This is a genomic window from Magnetococcales bacterium, from assembly GCA_015231175.1.
Classification (GTDB): Bacteria; Pseudomonadota; Magnetococcia; order Magnetococcales; family DC0425bin3; genus HA3dbin3.
Map to the genome: position 1 here is coordinate 1 of JADGBZ010000050.1, position 25,707 is coordinate 25,707.

A 25,707-nucleotide genomic window follows, 5' to 3' on the forward strand; every position below is an offset into this window, starting at 1 on the left:
GGGGTTCGGGGCGAAGCCCTGACAAAGGCTTTCATATCCAGGCTTTTCTTGAAAGTGTGCTGAATAGTTACGTTTTATTTAGAGTGGCATGGCCACCTGGATATCAGGGGATGTGCGAACAGGGGGGGGAGTTGAACGTCATCGGCTTTGCTGCACCCAGTGGGACTGGAAAAACCACCCTGATGGAGGGAGTGATCGAGGTGTTGCATGTCCGGGGGTTGCGGGTGGCGGCGCTGAAACACGGACATCATGCGGCTGATCCAGACGTGCCAGGCAAGGATACGCATCGGTTTCGCCGCGCTGGCGCCGAGAGTGTGTTGTTTGCCGGACCAGGTTTATGGTTCATGGTTCAGCAATCCCGGGATTCTGCTCCTGGTCTTGAGGAGCATCTTGCCCGTCTGGCTGGTCACGACCTGATTCTGGTGGAGGGTTATCTGGATCATCCCCACCCCAAGATTGCCATTTATCGGTCTACTGCGGCACGGGCGTGGCGGGAGCGTTCCTGGCAGAACATTGTGGCCGTGGCATGCGACAAACCGCCTCCCGAGGCGTTACCCGGGGTTCCCTTGCTGCCCCTGGATGACCCGGGGAGTGTGGCCGAATTTATTTTGGCGTTCATCGGAGGGTATGCCGCTGGTTGAACCGCGCCTATCCGTTCCTCAACTCCGTGTTCAGCACCCACCCAAAAAACGATTGAAAGACTGGGATGGAGGTCCAGGAGGAAGGGGTGCGCCCTTCCTCCTGGTGGGGTTCGGGGCGAAGCCCTGACCAAGGCTTTCTTGTCCAAGTTTTTCTTCGCCTTTTCATGGTGATGGGGTGCCACAGACGGGGCATTCCGGCAGGCGCACCCCCCTGACCCGATGAAAGATGCCATCCAGCAGGTTGATCAGAAGGGTTTCGCCGGCCCGGGTGTTGCCGATGCCGAGCAAAACTTTCAGGGCTTCCATGGCTTGCAGGGATCCAACCACCCCTACCAGGGCGCCGACCACGCCGGCGGTGGCACAGGTTGGGTTGGCGGCGGCGTCCGGTTGTTCAGGGTAGAGGCACTGGTAGCAGGGGGAGGTTGGATCCAACCCGGATTGCAGAAGGGTCACTTGACCGTCAAACCCCAGGACCGCCCCTGTAACCAGGGGACGACGGATCCGATGGCACAGGGCATTCAGCAGGTAGCGTGTTGAAAAATTGTCGCAGGCATCGACCACCACATCGTGGGCGGTGATCAATGTTTCGGCATTTTCTTCATCCACCCAGCCATCGACGGTTTCCACGCGGATTTCCGGGTTGAGCGCCCGGAGGGAGGAGGCTGCCGAGGTTACTTTGGCCTGTCCGAGTCGGTCGGTGCCATGGATGATCTGTCGGCCCAGATTGGACAGCTCCACCCGGTCTCCGTCAACCAGGGTGATGACTCCCACGCCCGAGGCGGCCAGAAAGCAGGCTGCGGGACCGCCCAATCCTCCGGCGCCTACGATCAGGGCGGTGGAGTTTGCCAGTCGTTTCTGGCCGGCCTCTCCGATCTCCGGCAGCAACATTTGTCGTGAGTAGCGTTCGCGCACGGCACGGGATTCCAGAGAAAAATTTTGGGTCATCGGTACACTCGGGGCTGAACAGGATGTTGAAAAAAAGGTGACTATTCACCACCCTTGCAAGAAAAGCCTGGAGAGGAAAGCCTTTGTCAGGGTTTCGCCCCGAACCCCACCAGGGAGCTGCCCTGGACCCGCCAGGGCGCTGTCCTGGACCCGCCAGGGAGCCAGCCCCCTGGACCCCAATTCGTGGCCAGGTGGTGAATAGCTACCAAATGCGATGGCCCTGGGGTGTTGATCAGGCATGGAGCCATGGTCGGAAGCTGATGTCATGGTGTTGTGCCTTGGCAGTGAAAAATGCCGGAATCACCGGCTGCCAACCAGGCATCGTAGAGTATTTTGTCTTCGGCCCGATCCAGTTCCATCCAGAGGCCATCCACCGCCACGGTGCCGATCTGCCACCCTTGTTGAATCAGGCGGGCCAGCAGACCGGTCATATCCAGCCGCCTGCGCACATCTTCCGGCAGTGTTTGCAGGTATTTTTCCGCACGTTGCCATCCGGATGGGAGGAAGTACAACAATCCCATGAATTGGCCTTGAATCGTGTTGATATCATCCGTGCGTCCGCCGATTTCCAGGAGTGTGCCGTTGGAATCGACCCGGAAGGTTTCCGCGTCCGCGAGGGGGTTGGCAAAGCGGGCCTCCCAGATTTGGCGCCAACATTGGTGTGAGGTGATCACCAACTCTCCCGGGGCAGCCTGTAATTTTTGCAGCATGGGTGCTGTCACCACGATATCGGCGTAACAGACGACACAGGGATATTGTTGCAACCACGCCCGGGCATGGGTCAGGGAGACGACCATGTTGGTTGCGGCCCAGTCGGGGTTGTGAAAGGACGTGGGCGCTTTGTCGGCCAGCGACTCCGCCTGATAGCCGGTCACCAGAGCGACCTGGTGGATGCCTGCCTCCCGGAAGGCGGCCAACTGCCAATCGAGGAGGGTACGCCCGCCCAGGGAGAGCAGGCATTTGGGTTGTGCTGTTGTCAACTCTCCCATACGGCTGCCGCGACCGGCGGCAAGAATGATGCCTCTGGTGTCCATGGCAAAAACGGCCTCCAATTGGATGGGTATTGAATTTGGATGGTTATCCAAAAAACTCCTTGAAGAAACGGGTATCCCAACTTCGGAAGGGTGTGAGTCGTTCCGGGTGCCACATGATGCCGCAGATGGGTTCATGCGCATGGCGGATGGCCTTGACGACGCCGTCATCGGTCCATGCCCAGACGTGCAGGGGCGCATATCCTGCCTGCAAGGGGAACCCGGCATCCGTTGGCGACTGGATGCTGGAATCAACCTGTGCGCCAAACTCATGGTAGCTGTTGACGGTTGCCCGGCAGCTGTGGATGAGGATTTCCTGCACCGGCTGCACATGGCCGGCCACCTTTTTCAGGGGAACTCCAAACTGGTCGAGGAGAAACTGCATGCCCCGGCAAACACCGAGAACCGGAAGGCTTTGTTGCCGGGTCCAGTGGAGAACGCCTGTTTCCGTGGCGTCTCTTTCGGGGGCGTCGCCCTGTAGGGATGCCAGCGTGTTGCCTCCAGTGAGGAGCAGGCCCTGGGGTTGGCAGGCTGCCAACAGAGCAAGGGCGCTCTCGGCCTGATTGGGCAGGAGCAGGGGAAGATATCCGCAGATGCGCAGAAACGCCACCCAGCGCTGGTCGAGGGCATCGCGCCGCTCGGACACGGACGGATGTGTGTCAACCCTCTGGGTTACGGCAATCAGCTTCATTTTGGCACGAACCATGCGTGTTTGACCTGCCGCCGGGATGTTTGCGCAGGCATTTTTTGCGGAGCGGTGTGTCGAAGACGATAAAATTTTTCACTTGGTAACGCAACGGATTGGCGATTTTCTCATTTTTCCACCAGGTGTCCCATGCAAAGATTCAAGCTTCCCGAGAAGGTCGTTGCCATTCTTCATTATGGTCGGAGCGGCAGCGAGTTGATGCAATCCCTTTTGGAGGGGCATCCCAACATCATTTCGATATCGGGAGACATTAATAAATTATCCGAGTTTCATGCGACATTCATTAAAAAATACCCCGATTCAGGCGGGCTTGATGTGAGGGTGTTTGTGAAAGAATTTACCCATGTGTTTCATGGTATGTTTGATGCGAGGCATTCCAGCGAATATAATGTTGATGCGGTCGCTTTTAGTAAAATTGGAAAAAACCACGATGAATATTGTGGTGTCAATCCCGTTATTTTTATCAAGGTATTTGCAGATTTGATCACGGAGTATCGGGAGGATTTTAACAAGGGTCTCTATCTCAGGGTTCTGCATGTGGCTTTTCACTTGGCGCTTGGCAGGAATTTGCTGGACGACATGGTCATCGCCTACCAGTTGCACTATGTGGACCCCGGATTGGCTGATGAGTTGGTCAAGGATTTTCCAGATGTCTTGTTTCTCCATACGGTTCGCGACCCTTTGCAAAGTCTGGGATCGATCATGCGGGCCTGGCTGACGCCCAGGTTGTCGAAACCGGGTGTCGCACCCGAATCCATCAAGAGTGTTCCTCCCTTGCTGATCCTTCAATTGAGAAACATTTTCCTGGGTGGCACTCCCTTGTTGTTTAATTACCGGCATCGCTCCCGGGCGGTTCGTTTCGAGGATATCAAAAACAGGCCGAAAGAGACCATGGAACAGGTCTGTCGCTGGCTTGACATTCCTTGGGACGATGGTCTGCTGGAAACGACAACCGAAGGAAAACAGGCCTGGGCATCGGGGCCATACTTGAATGAGGTTATTACGGGTTTTGACAAGGCTCCTTTGCAGAGGCAGCATCGCGAATATTTCAGCTGGTTTGATCGTCTGCGGTTACGTACATGTCTCAACACAAAAGAGACTCGGTGGGGATACGATCCTCCAGCCCTGTTTTCCAATCGTATCTTTCAAATTTTCATGTTGTGCATGATTTTTTTCCCGTTTCGTTTTGAAAAAGAGCATATGCGGGTGCTGGAAAAGGACCGCATCAAGACTTGGTTTTCAATTCGGGGAATTTTACTGCGAGCCTGGCATCGTTCCAGGCTGCAAGATCTTTATCCGGATATTCCACTCTTGGAGGCTGATACACCTGTCGGGTTCAACCTGGAAACAGAGGAGGTCATCGACGCCTATTCGGCAATCCTTGAGAAAGTGATAACGGAGAAAGGAGAGGAACCCTCTTCGTTTTTACGTCGACTGGTTGCCAGATTTCCTCATCTGCCGGATTTTTTATACTATCAAGCCGTTTTTCTATCCAAGTGTGGTCGATTGGACGAAGCAAAGAAGGTTTTGTTGGTTGCCGAACAGAAATTTCCGGAGTTTGGTCCTCTGCTCTGGGTTGCAGCCCACATAGCTTTGACGGAGGGTGGAGCCAGTCTGGAAAAAACCAAAAGGGTGGCGGAAATACTCGGCGAGGCTTCCCGGATGACTTTTCCCATAAGACTCTTCAAGGTCAAGGCGCAGGTTTTTGTCGACTTATGCAAGATGTTGATGGCCCAAGGAAGAATGAAGGAAGCTTTGCAAGCGGCTGAACAGGGTGTGCGTTTCTTTCCGGTTTCCGAAGTGCTTTGGTCTTTTCTTTGTGCCTGTCTGGAGCGTCTGGGGCCGGAGGGGGATCAGCAAAGGTTGGCTGATGTACAGGACATCATAAAGACCTTGTTTCAGTCGAAAGCTTAGACATGAAGTTCCGAAAAAATTTTCATGGCAAAGTTTTTTTTGAAAGGGTGCCGCATCGCTGCTTTTGATATCAATTTTTGGCTTGACGGCATGGTTTGAGGGCGGGTGTCCATATGAAAAAGATTAAATTACCCGAAAAGGTGCTCGCGATTATCTATTATGGGCGGAGCGGAAGCGAGTTGGTCCAGACACTCCTGGAAGGGCATCCGAAGATTATCACAATTGCTGGAAATGTTGGCAGTCTGGCTCAATTTTATGACTCCTATGTTGATGTCAGTGGTAAGGTTGACATGGGAAAGATTAATCACTTTGTTATGATGTTTCTCGACTGTTTCTGCAGCATGTTTGATACCAGACACGCAAGTTTGTATAGCAACGGGGTTGATTTTGTAAAAATGGGGCGTGATGGTCGCGAGCATCTTGGTGTTGACCCTGTTGTCTTTATCAACAATTTCACCCGAATCATGCGTGAAAATGTCGAATTTATGGATAAAGGTGTATATTTAAAAGCTTTGCATATTGCATATCATATATCTCTTGGCAGGAATGCCCGTGATGATATGATTATAGTCTATCAATTGCATTACCTGGATGCTGATAATGCCCCTGCTTTGATAACGAGTTTTCCTGACTTGCTTTTCCTGTTTATGATTCGCGACCCGTTACAAAGTTTCGGGTCCATCATGCGTACCTGGATTTTTCCGAAGATATTAAAATATAACGCCAAGAATCAAACAGACGACTCTGTTATTTTGAATATTATTTCGCAGTTTCATCAAATTATGCTGGGTGGTGTGTATCCGTTGGCAGATTATCGTGATCGCACCCGTGCGGTTCGGTTTGAGGATATAAAGACAAGACCGAGAGAAACCATGCAGAAGATTTGCCATTGGTTGGGAATCGCCTGGGATGATTGTTTGTTGGAAACCACCTTTGAAGGAAAGAGACAATGGAGTATCAATCCGCATCTTGGTGATGTTATAACCGGATTTGATCAAACTCCGCTGCATAGAGTTTATCACGAATATTTTAGTTGGTTTGATCGTTTGCGGCTTAACGCATTTCTCTATGAAAGACAGGTTCATTGGGGATACAGGCATAATATGTTGTTTACAAGCCGTTTTTTTCGGTTTTTTATGCTGTGTTTGATTGTTGTTCCATTCCGGTTTGAATGGAAGATATTTTGCAAGGTCGACAGGCTCCATTTTAAAATATGGGGCTCCTTGAGAAGCATTCTATGGCAATCCTGGCAACAGTCAAAATATCGTGGTCGAGCGGATGTTATTGATCTGTTGGAGGAGGGTGTATCGGTTGGTTTTAATAATGTCTGTAAAAGAGCTATAAACTATTATATTGCAGTCGCTGATGGAGTTATCTCAAAAAATGATTGTGACGATGAAGTGTTTGATTGTCTATGCAAGCTTGTTGACAGGTTTCCGGGTGAACCCAATTTTTTATATTTTAAAGCGTTGTTTATGACATTATCCGACCGTTATGATGGAATGGATGAAGTGTTGCAGAAAGGGGAGTGTCGATTTCCTGATTTCGGTCCCTTATTGTGGGTGTCTTCCTACAACGAAATCAGGAAGGATAGTAGTCGAGCTGGATTTGAGAAGGCCAGCGTTTTGCTCAAAAAAAGTTGCCGGGCTTTTTTCCCGGAACATCTTATGCCAACCAAAGAGCAGTCATATTGCGACCTGGGGAAATCTTTATTATCTCTTGGAAGATGGCAGGAGGCGTTGCAGGAGGTTGAAGAGGGGTTGCGCTTTTTCCCCCATTCGCAACAATTGTGGACGGTCTACGGCCAGAGTTTGGCGCAACTGGATGGGCATATTGACCAGGGAAGATGGGCTGCCCATCAGCAAATCGTCGATATTCTGTTCCAGGAGAACCGTTTATAAAATCACTGCGGAGGATACCTTTGCCATGAATCATACAGCACCAGGGTTGCGACATGGTGATTTTACCGGTCTTGCTGAAAATTACGGCGCATTTCGACCCGCATATGCGGAAAGTGTCTTGGTTGCCTTGTTGAATTTGTTGGACAAACCCACCTCCGACCTGGATGTGATTGATGTGGGGGCCGGCACGGGCATCTGGACGCGCATGTTGGCTGGAAGGGGGCTGCACTCCCTTGTGGCTGTCGAACCCAACGATGATATGCGTACCGTTGGCCAAAAGCAGAGCACTACGCAGGAGATCATCTGGCGCAAGGGCAAGGGAGAGGAGACAGGGGAGGCGCGTTCTTCCGCCGACCTCGTGACCATGGCGTCTTCTTTCCACTGGGTCGATTTTGACCGTGGCTTGGCAGAATTCCACCGCCTCCTGCGTCCACACGGGCGTTTTGCCGCCCTTTGGAACCCCCGTTACCTGGAAGACTCGCCACTGCTGAAGGGTATTGAGGCCACGTTGCACGCGATGGTTCCGGAACTTTCCAGGGTTTCTTCAGGGCGTGCTGGCCTGACCCACTCCTTGACAGAAAAGTTGCGCCAACGTACCGACTTTACTGATGTGGTTTATATGGAGGCTTTCCACAAGGTCAGCCTGACCCCGGAACAATATCTGGGTGTCTGGTGGTCTGTGAACGATGTTCGGGTCCAGGCGGGAGAGGAGAGATTCTCTGCGTTCATGGATCATGTGGCAAAAAGTGTCGCTCACCTCACCCACATCGAAACGACCTACCAGACCAGGCTTTGGACCGCCAGGAAAGTGGGGTAGGCGTGGGGGGAATGGTCGAACGAGTCATCAGGAAGGCCAAAGGCTGGAGTGGGAGGGCGGAATGGTCACGAAAAGTGAACACTTCAAGTCATGTCGGTTGGTCCACTAGGGGGAAGGGCGGCGCCCTTCCCTGGTCGCCTGGGTCCACGCGCAGGGCGGGGCATCTCCTTGCTTGGGGAGATCGTTGGTGTCCAGCCGGGGGAGTTGGTAGGGGTGGGAAAAATCGGTCACCAAGCCTGGCCGGGTCGTCAAGGCGAGGCGGCAGCCCGGGATCTCCCGCGCCACTGCGACACTTCGGGCATCATGGCTTCCGTAGGGGTAGTTCATGATCCACGCCTGGGGGGGGGCGCCGTGAATCCGGGTCAAAAACTCCTGGGAACGCAGCATTTTGTCCCGTTGATCGGCTTGGGAGAGATGTTCCATCCAGTTGTGTCGCACGCCGTGACCTCCTACGCTCATGCCGGCGTCGATCATCGTTCGTAATTGTTCTTTCGAGAGATAAAGCTCTTCGGCAAAGCCTGCCTCGTCCTCGGTGACATGCCGACGGAACAGCTCGCTGGTTATCTCCCAGGCGGCATCGCGTGGCAACACCTGCTGCAACAGGCGTTTGAACTGGATGGTGCGGGCATCGTCATAACGGGCTGCTCCGGGGTTGCAGGCGGCAAGCAGCGCACCAACGGGGGGCAGGGCATGGGTTTTCTCGCCGATGGCCAGCAGCGCCAACAGCTCGTCGAACAACTGCTCCAAGGGAACCCTGCCGGCCAGGATGTGATGCACTTTGTGGACGATCATCACCCATCTGTTCTCCACCGCCTCCACGATCGGGAAGAAACAGCCGGTCAACCCGCGTGCCAGGAGGCGGGGTAAAACGACATCGTAATGGTCTCGCAAGCCGTCATCGAATGTCAAAAGACAGGCGTTGTTCGGCAACGCCGCGCCTTGGTCGGTGAGCGCCGCCATGCATTGGTCCTGGCTGCAAATTTCATAGTGACGTTGCAGATAGTCCAGTTGCCCGTCAAAGTGGCGCGTCAACAGTCCCTTGATGCCGGGCCATGGCGTGTTGGGCAGGTCGCGCACATAGTGGTACATGACAATCGTTAACATGTTGACAATTTATCCATCCCAGTCACTTTTGTTGTCACTATATCAACACCCGGCAACGAATCGGGGTCCAGGGGGCTGGTTCCCTTGCAGATCCAGGACAGAGTCCTGGTGGGGTTCGGGGCGAAGCCCTGACAAAGGCCTCCATATCCAAGCTCTTCTTGTAAAGGGTGCCAAATAGCCACCCTTTTGTTTACACCATGATGCGCACCTGTCTGTTGGCGCAATCCATCGCCAGGACTCTGGCTTGCGACCATTCGCGGAACAGGATCTCCCCGGCTCCGATGACAGCTGGTATACCCAACTCTCCGGCCCGAATGGCCATATGGGAATTCACCCCGCCAAACTCGGTGATGAATCCGCCAATGCCGTGCGAGAAGAGCCAGTCATAACCGGGGTCGGCATTGGAGATCATCACCACGTTCCCTTTCAACTTTTCGTGGGGAACGTCCTCGCGGACGACCTCGCCCACGACATTTTCCAGGGTGATGTAGTTGGGATGATCCACCGGAACCTGAAAGTGGTAGATGTCATCGGGTTGCACGATCAGGGGTGGCAGCGAAACGCTTTGGGTGATCGCATAGCGTCGGCGTCCCTCGGCGATCGAGTTGGCCAGGGCAATCGCCGGATCTTCGCTGCCGGAGTAAAGTCGATGGATTACGCCAATGTCTGCGAAGGAGAGGTCTTCCCGCGTGAAACCGAACTGTTTGGCATACGCTTCCAGCAACTGCAAGGCTGTGCTCAAACTTTTGGTGAAGATGAACTTGGCCTGCTCCCGCCCCTCGATGGCCCCCTGGATGAATGTGAACAGACTGAGAACGTCGTGATCGATGCCATGTTTTTTCAACATGCTCAGGATCTCTTGCATTTTGCCCAAGGTCAGGGAGAAGGGTTCCTGGTGTTCGTGGCACTCCGGTTTGCCTGGTTTGCCGGAGTGGTTCCGGGATGCCCAGTCAAAATAGAGCGTCGGGTTTTCATCGTAGCGGGGGGAGAGAATGTTGTAGGTGCCTGGCCGCAGGTGCCCGTAGCGCTCAAGAAACGCCTTCTGGCTCAAGGTGTGGAAATCTTTTCCCATATGGGAACTGATGGATTGCAGGGATGCCATGAACAGCGTGTGGTCCCTGGCGGACAAGGTTCCGACCTGGACCATGGATTTGAGCATCTGTACGGCGATGAAGCCCGCACGCGCCAAACCGGCAAAGGGGAGGGTGCCGTGACGCTTGCAATCTTCCAGGATCCAATAGATTTTGCTGAGCAGATCCTGTTCACTCGTCACAATCTTGTTGAGACGCTCTTCCAATCCCAGAACCCGGGTGATGTCCCCTTTCCAGAGACCGGCCTCTTCACCGATGATCCGGTTGGTCAATTTCCGGAGGCTTTGTTCCAGGGTTTTGATCTCCTGCCGGGAAAAACCATGATCGTGCAAGACCAGTAGTCGCTCCGGCAGATCGAAGGTGTAACAGGAGTAGATGACATCGAACTCCACCTTGTCGTGTTGGTGGGGATTCTCCTCCAGGCGATCGATGTAGTGGTTGACCAGGCGTTCGGCCAGTCCCTCGGGAACGTCCGCCGGCACAAAGGAGTTGAAACTGACCCGCACGTCGATATAGGGGAGGCCGGCGAAATCGATCAGCAGTGGAAAGCTGCGCAAATTTCGATAGCCATAATTGTCCCTCTGGTAAGCCCAGATTTGATCGGTCACCAACTCCTTGTAGAGGGAGAGGGCCAGAAGCCGGGGACGGACTCCGATGATTTCGGCTGGATTCCAGTCGGGCATGATGCCGAATATGGAGCGCCGCCCAAAGAGATAGGGGTGGGGTTGGGTGTGGGTGGTGATTTTTCGGTGTATCTGTTGCAGAACCTGTTGGTGTTCCTGTGCATGGGCCAGAAATCCTCCCGCCCGATGCAGGGAACGCACCTGGAACAGATACAGATCACCGGTACTGGCCACGGCGAACTCCACGTCCAGGGCATCCCGGTCGAACAGGGTTTCCAGCTCCTGCAACAGGAGGAGCAACCTGCCCCAGGGTTCCGGCGGCGGCGACGGGGCATTGCGTGCAAGGAAGCGGGTTTGCAAATGTTGGCCGCTCCCCGAGGTGACGCTGTCCGTGCCACCTGAATCGGCATCGTAGTTGATGACGTAGTAATGGCCGCCGTTGTTGGGATCCCGGGTGAAAGCCACGCCGCTCATCTGCACGGAGGTCAAAAAAGGTTGGACAAAAATCTGATCCTCTTGCGAGTTGAAGGGGAAAGAGGCCATGACCTGTTCGATGGCTGCGCTCAGGCCATCCCGGCTCACCACGTTGCCCACCGAGGTGAAGTGACCGGCCATGGAGGTGGCATCCGTGTCTTCGGACTGGGCGGAGCTGCGCACGATGAGTGGACCCAGGGACCATGGCGTGGCCAGCAGGCGCTTCAAGACTTTCTTGGGAGTCTGTCGCCACTGGCTGGCGGTGAAACAGTGCTGAGGCAAAATTCGGGCATTTTTGATGCGATTCTCCAGCATCGCCAATGTTTCCGCCTTGGTTCCGAATTGAGCTGCCATGGGATACCTCTGCTGTGATATCAGGTACTCTGGGTCATCCAGATGCGGGTGGTAAGCGCGTACTCCACACTTTGGGCGGGCAACTTTTTCCCGTCGTTTGTGGGCATTTTCTTCCGGTTTTGGCCATGCTGCCGCCCTTCGGGCGCCCGGTTTCATCGATCGGTCGCATTTTTTTCGACTCTTGCCAGCTTGACTGGCCATGACCAGGGAAGCACCAGCATAAAATACGCCAACCGAAATGCGGGAGATCGCCGCATTGTTGGGTTGGATCGTGTTGAATGGGGGGAGAGTGTGGTAGAGTTGCCGCAACCTGCTTACCCCCACCCCGTATTGGAGAGGCATGCGTGGCTGTCTACAAGATCACCATTCATCGACGTGAACCGGGACGTGCGGCATCGGCCCAGGCTGGACCTGCGGCCTTTGCCATCCATTGTCATGAAATCACCACCGATTACTATCTGGAGTTTGCCCGTGAGCTTTCCGTTCCTGAACGGAATGCCCTGGTCACGCTGCTCAGTCAGCCGATGACGGAGTATGGAACCCATGACCAACCGTTGCAGCGGGGGGAGGGGTTCCTGATCCTCTACAAACGCGGGATTGTTGACAACCAGAATGATTCGTTGGTTCAGCTTTGCCAGAGTCATGGTTTGCCTGCCCTGGCTGGCAAGGTGGGACGCACCTACCATACCCGGGATCCCCAATTGGAAGGGCGATTGCGCAGCACGGTTTTCAATGCCCAGATTCAGGAGATGTTCGACGCCGAGCCGCATTTTGCTCACCTTACGCCGCAGGGGAACCGGGAGTTGGCTCGTACCTGGGATTTGCGGGGGTTGTCGGATCCAGAACTGGCCGCCGTGGGTGTGGCGGATGGCCGCAACCTGACTTTGCCACAAATGCAGAAAATCCAGGCGATGCAGTCCCGCCTCGGGTTGAGCAGTCTGACCGATTGTGTTTTGGAGTCCCTGGACGCCCGGTGGAGCGATCACTGTTTCCATACCACTTGGAAAAGCCTGGGTAATCTGCTGGGTTTGCTGGCCAACGCCACGCGGGAGATGCACCATCCCAACGTGGTGAGCGCCTTTGTGGACAACGCCGGGGTATGGGATTTTTATGCGGGCCACTGTCTGGTCATCAAGGCGGAGACCCACAACGGTCCAACGGCTTTGGCTCCCTATTTTGGGCAGTTGACCAAACTGGGCGGGGTGTTGCGTGATATCCTGGGCACTGGTCAGGGAGCTGATCCGATTGGTTCTTTCGAATATACCGCCACAGGCCCGTTGCATGTTCCGGTCGTGGTTCCTGGTCGACCTGCCAGCCGCCAGATTGCCTTGGAGACCATCGAAGCCATCAAGGAGTATGGGAATACCTTCGGTGTGCCGATGATGCAGGCCCGCATGGATTTTCATCCCGATTACCAGGGCAAGCCTTTTGCCCTGGGGGGTTCATTGGGCATCGTGCCGCGTGACCGGGCTTTGAAAGGACGACCCTTGGCCAATGATCTGCTCCTGCTGATTGGTGGTTTGACCGGCAACGACGGTATTCACGGCGCTTCGGCCAGTTCTGCCGGGGCCAGTATGGACAACAGCGCTGTCCAGATCGGTTCGCCGTTGGAACAGATCAAATTTCGTTATGCCATCCTCGAACTGCGTGATGCCGATTGCATCCGTGCCATCACCGATGTGGGTGGCGCGGGTCTCAACAGCGCGGCGGGGGAGATGGGTGAGCCGGTGGGGGTTTGGATCAATACCGCCCTTGTGCCCCTCAAGATCGCCGGCCTGGCGACGTGGCGGATCCTGCTTTCCGAATCCCAGGAGAGGATGGTCTTGGCCGTTCCGCCGGAAAAGCTCGTGTTGTGCTGCACCATCCTGGAGCGTCATCTGGTGCGGCATGCCGTCATTGGACGTTTTACCGGCCTGGGGCGTTTGACGGTGGTGCATGATCCGGATTTTGATGGCGAGAGGGTGGTGGCAACTCCTGGTGGTGATCTCCCTCTTGCCGGGGAGGTTGGCATGGATCTCTCCTACAGCGAGATTGCCGACTCCCCCTTGCCGACCTTGGAGGTGACTCCCCCCGAAGATCCCGATCTCCCTGCCGACCCTTGGCCTTCCATTCCGGGTGATCGTCTGGCGATCGTGCTGGAAGGGGTTCTCGGGGATTTACGCCTTGCCGATCAGTCGTTTGCCACGTCACAATACGACTCGACGGTGCAGGGATGGAGCTGGCAGGGTCCGACTTGTGGCACCCGATTCCAGGTTCCTTCGACCTATTGGGCGGGTGTGCCCTTGCCGGAGCAACCGTGTGCGGCGGTATTCGGTTATTGGTTCGAGCCGTGGCTCTTTGCTTGCCATCCACAGCGGGCCGCCCGGCAGGGTTTCATGGCCATGCTGCAAAAGATGGTTCTGGCGGGCTGCCGTTTGGCGGATATCGGATTGTGTGACAACTTTTACACCCCGGATCGCCATCCCCATGGACATTATTGGCTGGTGGCGATGGTCAAGGAGTTGGAACAGCTCTCCCGTCGCCTGCGGATTCCGTTTATTTCCGGCAAGGACTCTTCGGCGGGGTCGGTGCGCCTGCCGGATGGGGGTATGATCCATGTGCCGCCTGCGGTATTTTTCTCGGCGGTTGGCAAGGCGCCGGATGTGGCGGCATTGCGGCCCAACTGTTGGACCACGCCCGGCAATCTGCTCGTGCAAATCGGTCTCGCCACGCCTGCTCCGGCTGGAACCCTGTTTGCCCGGGTGATGGGTTTGCCGGGTCGGGGTATCGATCTTTTGGATGTCGAAGCAGCCGCGCTCTATCTGACGGCCCTGGAGGCAGTTCCCCCAGGGGTGATACGGAGTGCGGTGCCTGTTGAAGCGGGTGGGATATTGGCCCGGGTTGCCCTGACTGCGCTGGCCAGTGACATGGGCGTGGATTTGGACGCGGATCCATCAGTGGATGGGGCTTTCCTTTTTCAGGAGCATCGCTGTGGCGCCCTGGTGGAGGTGGCTCCCGAGGATCTCTCCCGGTTGGATGCACGATTGCAACCGCAGGTGCTGGGCCACATCACCAACCAAACCTGCCGCGTTCGGGTTGGTGAACGGATCGTTCTCTTGTCGTCGGCGATCAACCTTTGGCAACGCAGCTTTCAGGAGGGTTTGGCGGCATGATCCGTGTCCATATCGCTTTTTTCCCCGGTACCAACTCGCATCGTGAGGCGGCCCTGGCTTTTGCCCGGGTTGGGGCGACGCCGCACATGGTTCACATTCATGCCGTCATGAGTGGTGAGGAGCGTCTCGACGCTGCCGACATCGTGTGTTTGCCAGGCGGATTTTCCTATGGGGATCACGTCCGTTCCGGGCTGGTGGCGGCCCATACCCTGTTGGCGCACGATCCCGGTCTGACCGAGCGTTTGAGGAAAAAGCCGGTCCTGTGCATCTGCAATGGGTTCCAGACCGGTATGGAGCTTGGGTTGTTCGGGCAGGATGTGGTGCTGACCCGCAACAGGCGGGGGACTTTTCTGGATCGTCCCCACCAGACCCATCATGTGGCGGAAGGGCATGGGACGTTTTGGCTGCGCGGCCTGGAGAACGCCACGTTGCGATTTCCTTGTGCCCATGGTGAGGGTCGGCTGCTGTTTTCTGCCCAAACCGCATGGCGTCCTGCACTTCGGTATCCTCCGGTGTTCAACCCGGATGGTTCCCAGGAGGATATTGCCGGCATCACCACCCTGGACGGATTTGTTCTGGGCATGATGAATCACCCAGAGCGGGCGCAACGGGACGAAAAAAACATGACCATTTTTCGCAACGCGGTGGAGCATGTGCGGTGAGGGTATACATGGGCTGAGTCGATAAAGCCGCGCTGACAAGGGAGGGGGGAGGGGATCAACTCCTCCCCCCTCCAGGGCGGTGGAGCGCTCTCTTGTAAAATCTATCAAGGCGACTGTTCGTTCAAGTTTCGTTGAATTTTCACGAAAGAATCATAGTACCCTCTACCTAGTGCCTTCGATATTTTTCCGTATTGACACAAAAATTCCTTTGTTTGTTTTGGGCATGCCAGGTTTTGTTTTTCAACCAGTCTCTTGCTAAAATCTACCAGATTTTTCCATGCATCCTTCTGTTTCTTGTCGGCATCCAGGGTTTTGTTTATTGCATTAAGGTCAGCGTTTTTTCCATACTGATCAGTAAATGCATCAAGCCAGATTCGCACAACTGTTGCATAATATTTTTCGTTTTTGTTAATATCAAAATCTGCTGAAGCAACATGGACCTCTCTGATTGCGTCAGAAAGACTCATTTGGCCCTTTTGCCTTCCATCTTCAATGCAAATTAATTTTAAAATCAAGTATTTCGAGTCTCCTGTCATCTTGTGTAACTCATCGTACAAATTGTTGCATTTTTCATAGTTTCCTGCTATGCTTTGAATGTCTGCCATATCAATTCGTGCATTTTTATGTTCCGGGTAGTATTCGTCAATGATTCGTTTTAGGCATTGAAACCCTTCATCATTGTCAATTTCCCTGTTGCCAGAAAGAGAGATTATATTATTGCGATTGCCGTAGAATTTTTTTTCACAGAAACTAAAATGATGGTCGGCTGCATTCGCTGGGGGGCGAAACTGGATTTTTAAGCCCGTAAAAATACCAGGTTTTCGAGTTTCGTATTCATCTTCCAGATTAAAATATCCGGCGCATTTCCCTTTTATAACGATATCGTTCGTTTTCTCGATATCGTTATCTTCAAGTGTGCCGCGAATATAAAATTTTCCATTTTGTCCTATTCTCTTGCTTTCTTCTATCGTGACATTTTCTGGCTTTTTGGCAACTTCAACCGACCCATCGTTATGACACTCTCTGAATACGTTAATTTCACTGTTAACCCTATCCCCGGAGTTTTTTGAAATTATTACAGCGTAACCTTCTAGCTTTATATTTTTATCATTATTACCTGTTTCTGTACCGAAAGCGCTTGCTGTAATAGATAGAGTTAAAAACAAGATAATTATTTTATTGAGCGGCATTTTTCTTCCCCATCTTTGATGATTATTTTATCCATCCTGACAGTTCTTGATGGATTTGTGGTGTCCCCATAAGAAGCATACTGAAAGTTGGATGTTTTCTCGTTCTCGCATAAATGAATTTGCGTTTCTGTGTGATACAAATAATTGCGAACGACAAATCTGTATTCCCCAAATCGATCTGTTCTTGAGTGCAATGTTTCTCCATCAATGAGGACCATGACTTGCGCCTGATCAACTGGTGTTCCATCCATCTTGACGACTTTGCCGTAGATGTCGTAAGAACCGTGTCTTATAAAAACCCAATAAGAACAACCAAGAGAGATGGAGAAGATCGAAACGGTGAATAGGAGTACTTTTATGGAGAACATGAAATAATTTAAAGAATCCTTTCTTTTATAATTGTATTTAAGCCCCACCAAATAGAACAAAAACAGGCCAATCATACCTGCCAAGATGCCAAATATATGGACGTGCGAGTGGTATTCCCTTATTGGCTGACCCCACGGGATGAAAGCGCCGATCATCGCGAACACAAACGCGAAGAAGTTGTATAGACTGCCCCTGTAGTCTTGGACTCCTTTGAACGGACTGAGACGCATTATAGATTTTACTGCCGGCTCGATCCCTTCGAAAATCCTTCCAGCATCCTTTAAGATTTCCAAAATATCCTTTATATATTTAACGAACACTGAACCCCTCACAGGCTGTGCTCACATCAACCACACCGCAACCCGACTCCACGCACGGCAGTATATGACAGCTTCGATGGCAAGTCAATGCTGTTAAAAACTGAAATATATTATAAGTTTGTAATATAATATGATACCAATGGCCCTGTTTTTTTCGGAAAATTAATAAAAAATTGCAGCAGAAAAATAATTGTCATTGCCTGCATGGCGGCGTGGCAACAAGTTGGAGGATGCCTTTGCATACGAGTTGTGGTAACATGACCGGGCAATGCGTGTGTAACATTTTACTGGGGGAAGCTCCCATGCCACAAACCCTGACCATTGATGATATCTGGAAACTGTTTCAGGAGACCAACCGTTTGATGCAGGAAGCGGATGCCCGATGGGATGCCCGATGGGATGCCCACATGGCGAGCAATCTTCGTGACTTGCAGGAGACCATGCGGATCATACGGGAGAACAGTGCCGAGACCGAACGGATGTTCAGGGAGACCGAACGGCAATCTCAGGAGACCGAACGGATGTTCAGGGAGACCGAACGGCAATCTCAGGAGACAGATCGGAAATTTCAGGAGACTGACCGGAAATTTCAGGAGACTGACCGGAAATTTCAGGAGACGGATCGGCAATCTCAGGAGACCGACCGGAAAATCAAGGAGGTTTCCAAGCAGATTGGGAGATTGGGTGGTCGCTGGGGGGAGTTTGTGGAGGGTTTGGTGGCGCCGGCCTGTGAAACCTTGTTTGCCGAGCGGGGGATACCGATTCACAAGGTGAGTCCGCGGATCAAGGCGAAGCTGCCCGGCAATCGTCACATGGAGATTGATTTATTGGTGGTCAATTCGGACAGCGTGGCCCTGGTGGAGGTCAAAAGCAGGTTGACCCATGAGGATGTTCAGGAGCATTTGCAGAGGTTGGCGGAGTTCAAGGATTTTTTTCCGGAGTATGCGGACCGGCGTGTGATGGGGGCCGTTGCCGGGATCGTGATGGATGAGAACGTCAACCGGCATGCCATGAACGAGGGGTTGTTCGTGATCGTCCAGTCGGGGGAGTCGGTGCAGATGGCCAACGATGCCGCTTTCAAGCCACGGGTGTGGTGACTCCTCCAGACTGTTTGCAATTCGCGATCATGGGGGGTGTTGTCTTTACGGGGTTTTTCCGGGTTCGTTTTGTGGTTGTCGGGGGTTCATGGGCGTGTTGGTGGGTCTACGATCCCCAATTGTTCCATCATCAAAAAAATTTCCCGACTGATCCACGCATCCGTGGCAGCATATTCAACCTGAAAGGGTTGCAGGTCAGGTGTTTCCCAATTGGAGCACTGGGCCCGTTTGGAGATGCGGAACCCAAACAGGGTGGCAGCCATGCTGCGCAATCCCCGGCTTTCCATGCCGGCGCGCTCGGCAACGGCCCCTAAATCCACGAAACCCTTTGGTTCAAAGGGGAAGAGGGGCTGCAACTGGCGAATGTCCTGATCAAGCCCGACCCCGACCTTCAGAACCTCTTCCCGGCTGAAAAGATGGATCAACGGGGTGAAGTCCTCCATTCGATGCAGTTGAAAGAGGGTGACTTCCTGGGCGCCGGCGAGTTGGATCAGCGAAGGTTGGTGGGAAACGCCCTTGCGAAAGGCTGGCCGGGTTTCGGTATCGAATCCCAGGATCCGTTCTTGCTCAAGGGTGTGAAGCGCCTCTGTGATCTCTTTGGCCGAATGCACCAGTCGAACCGGCCCTTGCCATCGTTTGATGGGCAGGCGGTTGGTCTCCTCCCTGGTCAATTTCCGGGCGTACTGCTCGGGTATGCCAGAGGCATTCATGAATCATCCTTTCGCCAAGAGCCAATCCGTGCTCAGTTGGTACCACAAACAGGCGGTCCAGGCAATTCTGGAGCAGCGAATCTGACCCGGAAAAATATGTTGCGAGTGGCACAGGTGGATTTATTCAGCTGGAAGTTGACGGCCCTCTATCAACATGTCGGTCAAGTCATCGGCTGGGATAGCGGCACTGAACAGGAATCCTTGCATTTCGTTGCAGCGCAGATTGCGCAGGATGGTCAGTTGGTCTGCCGTCTCCAATCCTTCCACGATGACGGTTTGATCCAGGCTGTGGGCCATGGCGATGATGGCGCTGACGATGGCAGCATCGCCCGGATTGTTGCTGATATCGCGGACAAAGGAGCGATCAATTTTCAGGGCCTTGAAGGGAAACAGCCGTAATTGGCTCAGGGACGAATACCCTGTGCCAAAATCGTCAATGGACAGTTTGACGCCCATCTGGCTGATGCGATTCAATATTTTTACTGCACGATCCACATCTTCCATGATGGCGCTTTCGGTGATTTCCAGATCGAGTTGCGAGGGATCAATCTCGTACTCTGCCAACATTTGTTCCACGACGGCAGCCAGATTTTGTTTTTTGAACTGGACTGCGGAGAGGTTGACGCCGACCCGTATGGGCGGCAGCCCCATTTTTCTCCATGCAGCAATCTGTTGGCAGGCTGTTTTCAGCACCCATTCGCCAATGGGGACGATCAGACCAGACTCTTCGGCGATGGGGATGAAGTCAGCGGGGGAGATGAGTTTGCCCTCGCGCATCCAACGCACCAAGGCTTCGACGCCGATCACCTTGCCCGTCTTGAGGTCGACCTGGGGTTGGTAATACAGGCGCATCTCGCCCCGATCGACGGCGTGCCGCAGTCGATTTTCCAGGTCGAACCGTCGGCGGGCGGTTTCGGTCATTTCAGCGGAAAAAAATTGGTAGCTGTTGCGTCCTTTTTTTTTGGCATGGGCCAGGGCGGTAAAGGTATTTTTCATCATTTCCTGGGCATCCTCTCCGTCCTGGGGAAAGAGGGTGATGCCCATGGCCGCGGAAATTTCCACTTCCTGGCCATCCATGCTCAGGGGGACGGAGAGGGCTTCGTAGACCTTGCGGGCCACGACACCGGCATTGCGTATGGCGCCTGAGCCATCGTCGATTTCCGTGAGCAGCAGCCCGAACTCGTCGGCGCCGACGCGGGCTACGCTATCGCTGGTGCGCAGGCAGTGGATCAACCTGTTGGCCACTTCCACGAGCAGGCGATCACCAAAGGCGTGGCCCAGCGAGTCGTTGATCAACTTGAACCGGTCCAGATCCACAAACATGGAACCGACACTTCGGTTGCGCCGTTTGGCCTGGGTCAGGGATTGTTGCAGCCGGTCTTCGAACAGCAGCCGATTGGCCAATCCGGTCAGTTTGTCCACCCCTGATCCCGGGGGTGAACTTGACATGGATACCTGTCGTGTTTTGGCAAGTCGGGTGAATTGACCGACATGGTATCGGACCCTTTCTCCATCCTGTTCGGGCAACAGGGCATTGACGCGCAGGCGTGCGGGAAATGGCGAGCCGTCTTTGCGATGGGGGTTGATTTCTCCCTGCCAGAAGCCACTGAACCAGATTTCGTCGAGCATCTCTTCCAGGAAATCGGCATCGTGTTGCCATTGGCGCAGAAAGCGCAGAATGTTGCGGCCTTCCAGATCCGATGGGCCATACCCCGTCATGTGGCAGAAGGATTGGTTGGTGCGGCGGATGTTGCCGAGCCAGTCCACCACCAGGACGCCATCCTGACTCTCTCCCAGGACCACTTCGAGCAGACGAGAATTGAAAAAACCCTTCCGGCTGTTGGCCATTTTGGGGACCGGGCCGCTCTTTCCTGCTGTCGTATGGCTCATTCCAATCCCCTCTGTTGGTTATCCAGCATGGCCTGTTGGCCCCATGGCGAGACGGATTTTGCCGACCCGTTCGATCAGGGGTGGATGGGAGTGGTTGAGGAGAACATAAAGCGGGTGTGGTGTCATATGTGCGAGATGATCCTTGGCCAATTTTTTCAGGGCACGAACCAGAGCCGACCCATCACCACAGGTTTGGGCCGCGAAGTGGTCGGCGGCAAATTCATGCTGCCGGGATCGCCATTTTAGCAGGGTAGAGAGAACCATTTCCACCGGAGTGAAGAGCAAAACGAAAAAAATCAGGCCCGCATGCACGGAGGGGGCAGCCACGTAGAAGGCGTGGAAGAGTTCCGGCAACGTCAAACACAGGGAGAGAAGGTACAACATGATGGCCAGATTCAGAAGGTTGAGCAGGAGGAGTTTCAGGAGGTGGTGTTGTCGCCAATGACCCACCTCGTGGGCCAGGATCGCTCTCAATTCGGCTGGCGCAAATTCCTTTACCAGGGTGTCGAAGAGGACGATGCGGCGGAATTTGCCAAAGCCTGTGAAAAAGGCGTTGGCTTTGGTGCTGCGCCGCGAGCCATCCATCACTGCGATGCCAGCCACGGGGAAGCCGACACGGCGGGTGTAATCCAGGAGAGTGGTGCGCAAATCTCCTTCCGGCAGGGGGGAAAATCGGTTGAACAGGGGCATGATCATGGTTGGCGCGACCAGTTGCATCAGGAGCATGAAACCAGCGATCATGCCCCACACTCCTGGCCAGATATGGGGTCCGAACCGTGTGAACAACAGCAGGACGCCAGCCAGAATGGGACCGCCGATGACCACGGTGAGGAGTGTCCCTTTGATGAGATCCGTCAGCCAGGTGCCCAGGGTGGTGCGATTGAAGCCAAACCGGGTTTCCAGAACGAAGGTTGCGTACAGGGAGAAGGGGAGGGAGAGGAGTCGGTTGGCCAGCAACAGAATGCCGATGTAGAGAAGGCCCGAGGCTGTTGGACCCCAGCCCAGGTTGTGCACGGTTGCATCCAGCCAGAAGAAGCCGTGAACCAGCCAGAACCCCAGCAGCAGAAGCAGATCCCAGGTGCTTTGGGCCAGGTGCAACCGGGTTTGGGCCCGCACATACTCTTGGTGGCGATGGTATTGTGCGTGGGGCACTTCCGTGGCAAACCCTTCCGGCACCCCTTGGTGCAAGGAACGCAGGTTGAGCATGTGGGCGATTGAATCTACAATGAACCCGGCAATCAGTGTGGTCAGGATGATCCAGCCATATGTGTTCATTTTTGCCCTATCTGTGCTATACCGTTCTCTTGGCGGGTTTGTGTTGGGCTCCAGGGGGGAGTTTTGGATTTTTTTGTGCGTGGGTGCATGCGCGTACCGTCAACTTTTTCCACTTTGAGGAATGACATTGAAAAAGGGAATTATTTTGGCTGGTGGCAGTGGAACCCGTTTGCATCCTGCCACCTTGCCCATTTCCAAACAGCTGTTGCCTATTTACGATAAACCAATGATTTATTATGGTTTATCTGTCTTGATGTTGGCGGATGTGCGGCATGTCCTGATCATTTCCACGCCGACCGATCTGCCCCGTTTCCGGCAGTTGTTGGGTGAGGGGCCTCCATTGGGTTTGCGTCTGGAGTATGCCGAGCAGGCTCATCCGGGTGGTCTGGCTCAGGCATTCATCATTGGCCGGGAGTTCATTGCTGACGATTCGGTCGGTCTGATTTTGGGGGACAATATTTTTTTTGGTCATGCCTTGCAACACCGGCTCCAGGTGTGTTCGAGCCGCACGCTTGGCGCCACCATATTCGCCTACCCGGTCAAGGATCCGACCCGATATGGCGTGGTCGAAGTGGATGACACGGGGCGCGCCATCTCCCTGGAGGAGAAGCCCGCCCATCCACGCTCGAACCTGGCTGTTACTGGTTTGTATTTCTACGATAATCAGGTGGTGGACATTGCCCAGCACATTCAACCTTCCCCGCGTGGTGAGTTGGAGATCACGGACGTGAACGACGCCTATCTGCAAAGGGGAGAGCTGCAAGTCGAAATGCTGGGTCGTGGCCACGCCTGGCTCGATGCCGGTACCGAACAATCCATGCTGGAGGCATCCAACTTTGTCGCAGCCATAGAGGGACGTCAAGGGTTGCGCATCGGTTGTATCGAGGAAATTGCCTGGCGAAAAGGCTGGATTTCCACGCAGGATCTGGCTGCATGTGGCCAACGTTTTCCCTCTTCGGGTTATGGTCGATATCTTCTTGATCTTGCAAAGAACAGCAACCCTGTTGCATGATGCCTATCCGACCCCTATGAGCGTTGTCGGCTTGGTTGAGGTTCGGCCCCATTTTATTGACAGATCGGGATCACTGTTGCCATGGTAAAAAAAGCGCTCTCTTTCACCGTCCGGGCTGCTCTGGTTGGTGTGTGTCTGGTTTTCCTGCTGCCAGGATTGGACATCCAACAGGTTGTGAGCATTTTCCGCAGCTTTGACCTTTGGCGCGTGCTGGTTTCCGAGGGTGTGTTTTTGCTCTCATTGCTGGTTCCAGCCGTTCGGTTGGTCTTTCTGACCGACTACCGCGCCCGATTTTTTCTTTCGATGCAGGCTGTTTTTCTTTGTCTTGGCCTCAACAACATTTTTCCGGCCAAACTGGGAGAGTTGGCCAAGGTATCGTTCCTTCGTCAAAAGGCCAACATTCCCATGAGCCACGGTTTGAGTATCGTTTTTTGGGAGAGATTTTTTGATTTGAACGCCGTATTGCTCTTTGGCGTTGTGACGGCCTATCTTTTGGGTAAATCCCTGTTGCTGGTACCATTGACCATGGTTGTGGGCGGATTTTGGGTTTTTTTGATTCTGAATAATTATTTTCCGGCGGTCTCACGCTTGTTGTTGCATTTGATTCCCCTGCCGCGCCTCAAACAATTCGTTGCCGCCATTCTGGACCAACTGCAAGACCGCTTTGGGTGGAGATTTTTGCTGGTGCTGGGGCTCTATACCTTGCTGGCATGGGTGTCCTATTCGATCATGGTTTTTGTCTTTTTACAGTGGGTTGCCGGGTTGGATCTGACCTTGGCGCAGGTGGCGGCGGTGTTTGTCGTCTCCTCCATTGGTGTCTCTCTTCCATCTTCTCCCGGGGGATTGGGCGTCTATGAGGCGGCCATCGTGCTCTCTCTGGGTTGGTTCGGTGTCGTCAAGGAGACGGCCCTGGCCGTGGGGTTGGGCCTGCACTTCATCCAGATATTTCCCACGATTGTGGTGAGTCTGGTCATTCTGTTCGGGACAAAGTTGGATCGTGGCGATCTTTTGCGTTTCAAACCCAAGTCAACCTGAGGGCAACGATCATGTATTCCATTCTGGCCCTTTTGCCGCACATGGAAGCGGTGATTGTAGGTATCACGTTGGTCGTCATTCTGGTGGGTGTGGGGGCCATTCGTTCCGGGCATGCGCTTGTTCACCGGCGGTGCATGTTGGGGGCGACAGCGTTTTCCGTGGTGTTCTTGTTTCTCTATCTGCTGGATCATGCCATTTCCGGCATGCGGCCATTTCCAGGCCACGGGTGGTTGCGCCCCGTGTTTTTCACCATTCTGATCTCCCATGTGGGTGCGGCCATCGTTTTGTTGCCCCTTCTTTTTCAAACCCTGCGGCATGCTTATCGGCAACAGTGGCCGGAACATCGCCAATGGGTCCGGAAGACCTTGCCTGTTTGGTTGTATGTTTCCACGACGGGCCTCGTGGTCTACCTGATGACGCACCATCTACCCTATCCCTGAGCCTGGAAAGCACCCCATGAACGCCTACGATGCGCCCTCCCGGAACGTTGGATTGTCCGACAAGGATTTTAAACGACTCAGTGATTTTATTTATCAGCAGGCCGGCATTCTCATGCCGATGTCCAAAAAGACCATGCTTACCGCGAGGATTCAAAAACGCCTGCGAACTTTGCACATGGGCTCTTTCGAGGAGTATGTCGAGTTGGTCCTCGATCCGCACCACAAAGGCGAGGAGTTGATCCATTTTATCGACGCCGTCACGACCAACAAGACCGATTTTTTTCGGGAATCCAACCATTTTGAGTATCTGAAGGGGACCGTTCTGCCCGAGCTGGTTCAGACGGTGGGGGCGGGTTTGCAACGGCGTCTCATGGTGTGGAGCGCCGCCTGCTCAACCGGTGAGGAACCTTATACACTCGCCATGGTGATCAAGGAATTTGGGGTGGCGACCGGCAAAAACTTCAATGCGAACATTCTGGCGACCGATCTCTCTACCAAGGTTCTTAAAAAGGCGGCGATGGGAATCTACGAAATGGAAAAAGTCGCTCCTGTGCCGATGCACTTGAAGAAGAAATATATGCTGAAGAATAAAAATCCCCAGAAACCCATGGTCAAGATGGGGGAGGAACTGCGTTCCATGATTCGTTTTCAGCAGCTCAACTTCATGGATGCCGACTACAGACTCAGGGATCGCATCGACGTGATATTTTGCCGTAACGCCATCATCTACTTTGACCGCCCCACGACCGAGGCGATTGTCAACAAGTTTTGCCGCCATCTGATACCGGGGGGATACCTGTTCGTCGGCCACTCGGAGACCTTGAACAATCTGAAGGTGCCTTTGGTCCAGGTTGCCCCCACCATCTATCAGCTTCCGAAATAGAGGCGGTGCGATGCATGGCTAGTGGCTCAACCGTGTTGATTTGATGTGCAGGCAAGCCATGAATCGGGGTC

The 25,707-nt window shown here is 54.0% G+C and carries 21 protein-coding genes; 11 read left to right on the forward strand and 10 right to left on the reverse strand.

The features are described 5' to 3' along the window. Positions 1 to 110 precede the first annotated feature (110 nt). A complete protein-coding gene (gene mobB / locus HQL63_10830; GenBank protein MBF0177321.1) occupies positions 111 to 641 on the forward strand; it encodes a molybdopterin-guanine dinucleotide biosynthesis protein B in 531 nt (176 codons plus the stop codon). 162 nt (positions 642 to 803) lie between these two features. On the opposite strand, the gene HQL63_10835 is transcribed toward mobB, so the two are convergent. The 3 genes from HQL63_10835 to HQL63_10845 all read right to left on the reverse strand — a co-directional run bounded on the left by HQL63_10835 (position 804) and on the right by HQL63_10845 (position 3,323). Continuing rightward, positions 804 to 1,586 (reverse strand): HesA/MoeB/ThiF family protein, encoded by a 783-nt coding sequence (locus HQL63_10835; protein ID MBF0177322.1) that lies wholly within the window; start codon positions 1,584 to 1,586, stop codon positions 804 to 806. Positions 1,587 to 1,849: 263 nt separating this feature from the next. Then, entirely contained in the window at positions 1,850 to 2,620 is a 771-nt protein-coding gene (locus tag HQL63_10840) for a phosphocholine cytidylyltransferase family protein (GenBank protein ID MBF0177323.1), read from the reverse strand. Positions 2,621 to 2,663: 43 nt separating this feature from the next. After that, positions 2,664 to 3,323 (reverse strand): gamma-glutamyl-gamma-aminobutyrate hydrolase family protein, encoded by a 660-nt coding sequence (locus HQL63_10845; protein ID MBF0177324.1) that lies wholly within the window; start codon positions 3,321 to 3,323, stop codon positions 2,664 to 2,666. A gap of 129 nt (positions 3,324 to 3,452) precedes the next feature. Here HQL63_10845 and HQL63_10850 point away from each other — a divergent pair, with 129 nt between their 5' ends. From HQL63_10850 to HQL63_10860, 3 genes are all read left to right on the forward strand, one after another. Next, on the forward strand, positions 3,453 to 5,237 hold the full coding sequence (locus HQL63_10850) for a sulfotransferase (GenBank protein ID MBF0177325.1): 1,785 nt from the start codon (positions 3,453 to 3,455) through the stop codon (positions 5,235 to 5,237). A 113-nt stretch (positions 5,238 to 5,350) separates the two neighbouring features. Then, positions 5,351 to 7,138, forward strand: a complete 1,788-nt coding sequence (locus HQL63_10855; protein ID MBF0177326.1) for a sulfotransferase — start codon at positions 5,351 to 5,353, stop codon at positions 7,136 to 7,138. A 25-nt stretch (positions 7,139 to 7,163) separates the two neighbouring features. Next, positions 7,164 to 7,955 (forward strand): class I SAM-dependent methyltransferase, encoded by a 792-nt coding sequence (locus HQL63_10860; GenBank protein MBF0177327.1) that lies wholly within the window; start codon positions 7,164 to 7,166, stop codon positions 7,953 to 7,955. A gap of 105 nt (positions 7,956 to 8,060) precedes the next feature. Here the strand turns inward: HQL63_10860 and HQL63_10865 are convergent, their stop codons facing one another. Together HQL63_10865 and HQL63_10870 are read right to left on the reverse strand one after the other, a co-directional pair. After that, on the reverse strand, positions 8,061 to 9,059 hold the full coding sequence (locus HQL63_10865; protein ID MBF0177328.1) for a polysaccharide deacetylase family protein: 999 nt from the start codon (positions 9,057 to 9,059) through the stop codon (positions 8,061 to 8,063). A 190-nt stretch (positions 9,060 to 9,249) separates the two neighbouring features. Then, positions 9,250 to 11,601: a phosphoenolpyruvate synthase gene (locus HQL63_10870; GenBank protein ID MBF0177329.1), complete on the reverse strand. Its 2,352-nt coding sequence runs from the start codon at positions 11,599 to 11,601 to the stop codon at positions 9,250 to 9,252. 344 nt (positions 11,602 to 11,945) lie between these two features. Here HQL63_10870 and HQL63_10875 point away from each other — a divergent pair, with 344 nt between their 5' ends. Together HQL63_10875 and HQL63_10880 are read left to right on the forward strand one after the other, a co-directional pair. Then, complete coding sequence (locus tag HQL63_10875) at positions 11,946 to 14,753, forward strand: hypothetical protein (protein MBF0177330.1); 2,808 nt, start codon at positions 11,946 to 11,948, stop codon at positions 14,751 to 14,753. After that, positions 14,750 to 15,415: a phosphoribosylformylglycinamidine synthase subunit PurQ gene (locus HQL63_10880; GenBank protein MBF0177331.1), complete on the forward strand. Its 666-nt coding sequence runs from the start codon at positions 14,750 to 14,752 to the stop codon at positions 15,413 to 15,415. Before HQL63_10875 ends, HQL63_10880 begins: the two co-directional genes overlap by 4 nt. A 104-nt stretch (positions 15,416 to 15,519) precedes the next feature. On the opposite strand, the gene HQL63_10885 is transcribed toward HQL63_10880, so the two are convergent. Both HQL63_10885 and HQL63_10890 read right to left on the reverse strand, forming a co-directional pair. Next, a complete protein-coding gene (locus tag HQL63_10885) occupies positions 15,520 to 16,605 on the reverse strand; it encodes a hypothetical protein (GenBank protein ID MBF0177332.1) in 1,086 nt (361 codons plus the stop codon). Next, positions 16,587 to 17,294, reverse strand: a complete 708-nt coding sequence (locus tag HQL63_10890) for a hypothetical protein (protein MBF0177333.1) — start codon at positions 17,292 to 17,294, stop codon at positions 16,587 to 16,589. The genes HQL63_10885 and HQL63_10890 overlap by 19 nt, the downstream gene beginning before the upstream one ends. 302 nt (positions 17,295 to 17,596) lie before the next feature. Here HQL63_10890 and HQL63_10895 point away from each other — a divergent pair, with 302 nt between their 5' ends. Continuing rightward, positions 17,597 to 18,391 (forward strand): hypothetical protein, encoded by a 795-nt coding sequence (locus tag HQL63_10895; protein ID MBF0177334.1) that lies wholly within the window; start codon positions 17,597 to 17,599, stop codon positions 18,389 to 18,391. Between the two features lie 86 nt (positions 18,392 to 18,477). Here the strand turns inward: HQL63_10895 and HQL63_10900 are convergent, their stop codons facing one another. The 3 genes from HQL63_10900 to HQL63_10910 form a co-directional block, all read right to left on the reverse strand. Further along, entirely contained in the window at positions 18,478 to 19,101 is a 624-nt protein-coding gene (locus HQL63_10900; GenBank protein ID MBF0177335.1) for a 3'-5' exonuclease domain-containing protein 2, read from the reverse strand. 120 nt (positions 19,102 to 19,221) lie between these two features. Further along, positions 19,222 to 20,991: an EAL domain-containing protein gene (locus HQL63_10905; protein MBF0177336.1), complete on the reverse strand. Its 1,770-nt coding sequence runs from the start codon at positions 20,989 to 20,991 to the stop codon at positions 19,222 to 19,224. An 18-nt stretch (positions 20,992 to 21,009) separates the two neighbouring features. Continuing rightward, positions 21,010 to 22,266, reverse strand: a complete 1,257-nt coding sequence (locus tag HQL63_10910) for a M48 family metallopeptidase (protein ID MBF0177337.1) — start codon at positions 22,264 to 22,266, stop codon at positions 21,010 to 21,012. Between the two features lie 121 nt (positions 22,267 to 22,387). Between HQL63_10910 and rfbA the strand changes: the two genes are divergently transcribed. The 4 genes from rfbA (at position 22,388) to HQL63_10930 (ending at position 25,636) form a co-directional block, all read left to right on the forward strand. Then, positions 22,388 to 23,278: a glucose-1-phosphate thymidylyltransferase RfbA gene (gene rfbA / locus HQL63_10915; protein ID MBF0177338.1), complete on the forward strand. Its 891-nt coding sequence runs from the start codon at positions 22,388 to 22,390 to the stop codon at positions 23,276 to 23,278. A gap of 81 nt (positions 23,279 to 23,359) precedes the next feature. After that, positions 23,360 to 24,313 (forward strand): flippase-like domain-containing protein, encoded by a 954-nt coding sequence (locus HQL63_10920; protein ID MBF0177339.1) that lies wholly within the window; start codon positions 23,360 to 23,362, stop codon positions 24,311 to 24,313. Between the two features lie 11 nt (positions 24,314 to 24,324). Continuing rightward, positions 24,325 to 24,753 carry a DUF420 domain-containing protein gene (locus HQL63_10925; GenBank protein MBF0177340.1) on the forward strand — a complete coding sequence of 143 codons (429 nt, stop codon included), beginning with the start codon at positions 24,325 to 24,327 and terminating at the stop codon, positions 24,751 to 24,753. Between the two features lie 16 nt (positions 24,754 to 24,769). Next, positions 24,770 to 25,636, forward strand: a complete 867-nt coding sequence (locus HQL63_10930) for a chemotaxis protein CheR (GenBank protein ID MBF0177341.1) — start codon at positions 24,770 to 24,772, stop codon at positions 25,634 to 25,636. Positions 25,637 to 25,707: the final 71 nt, after the last annotated feature.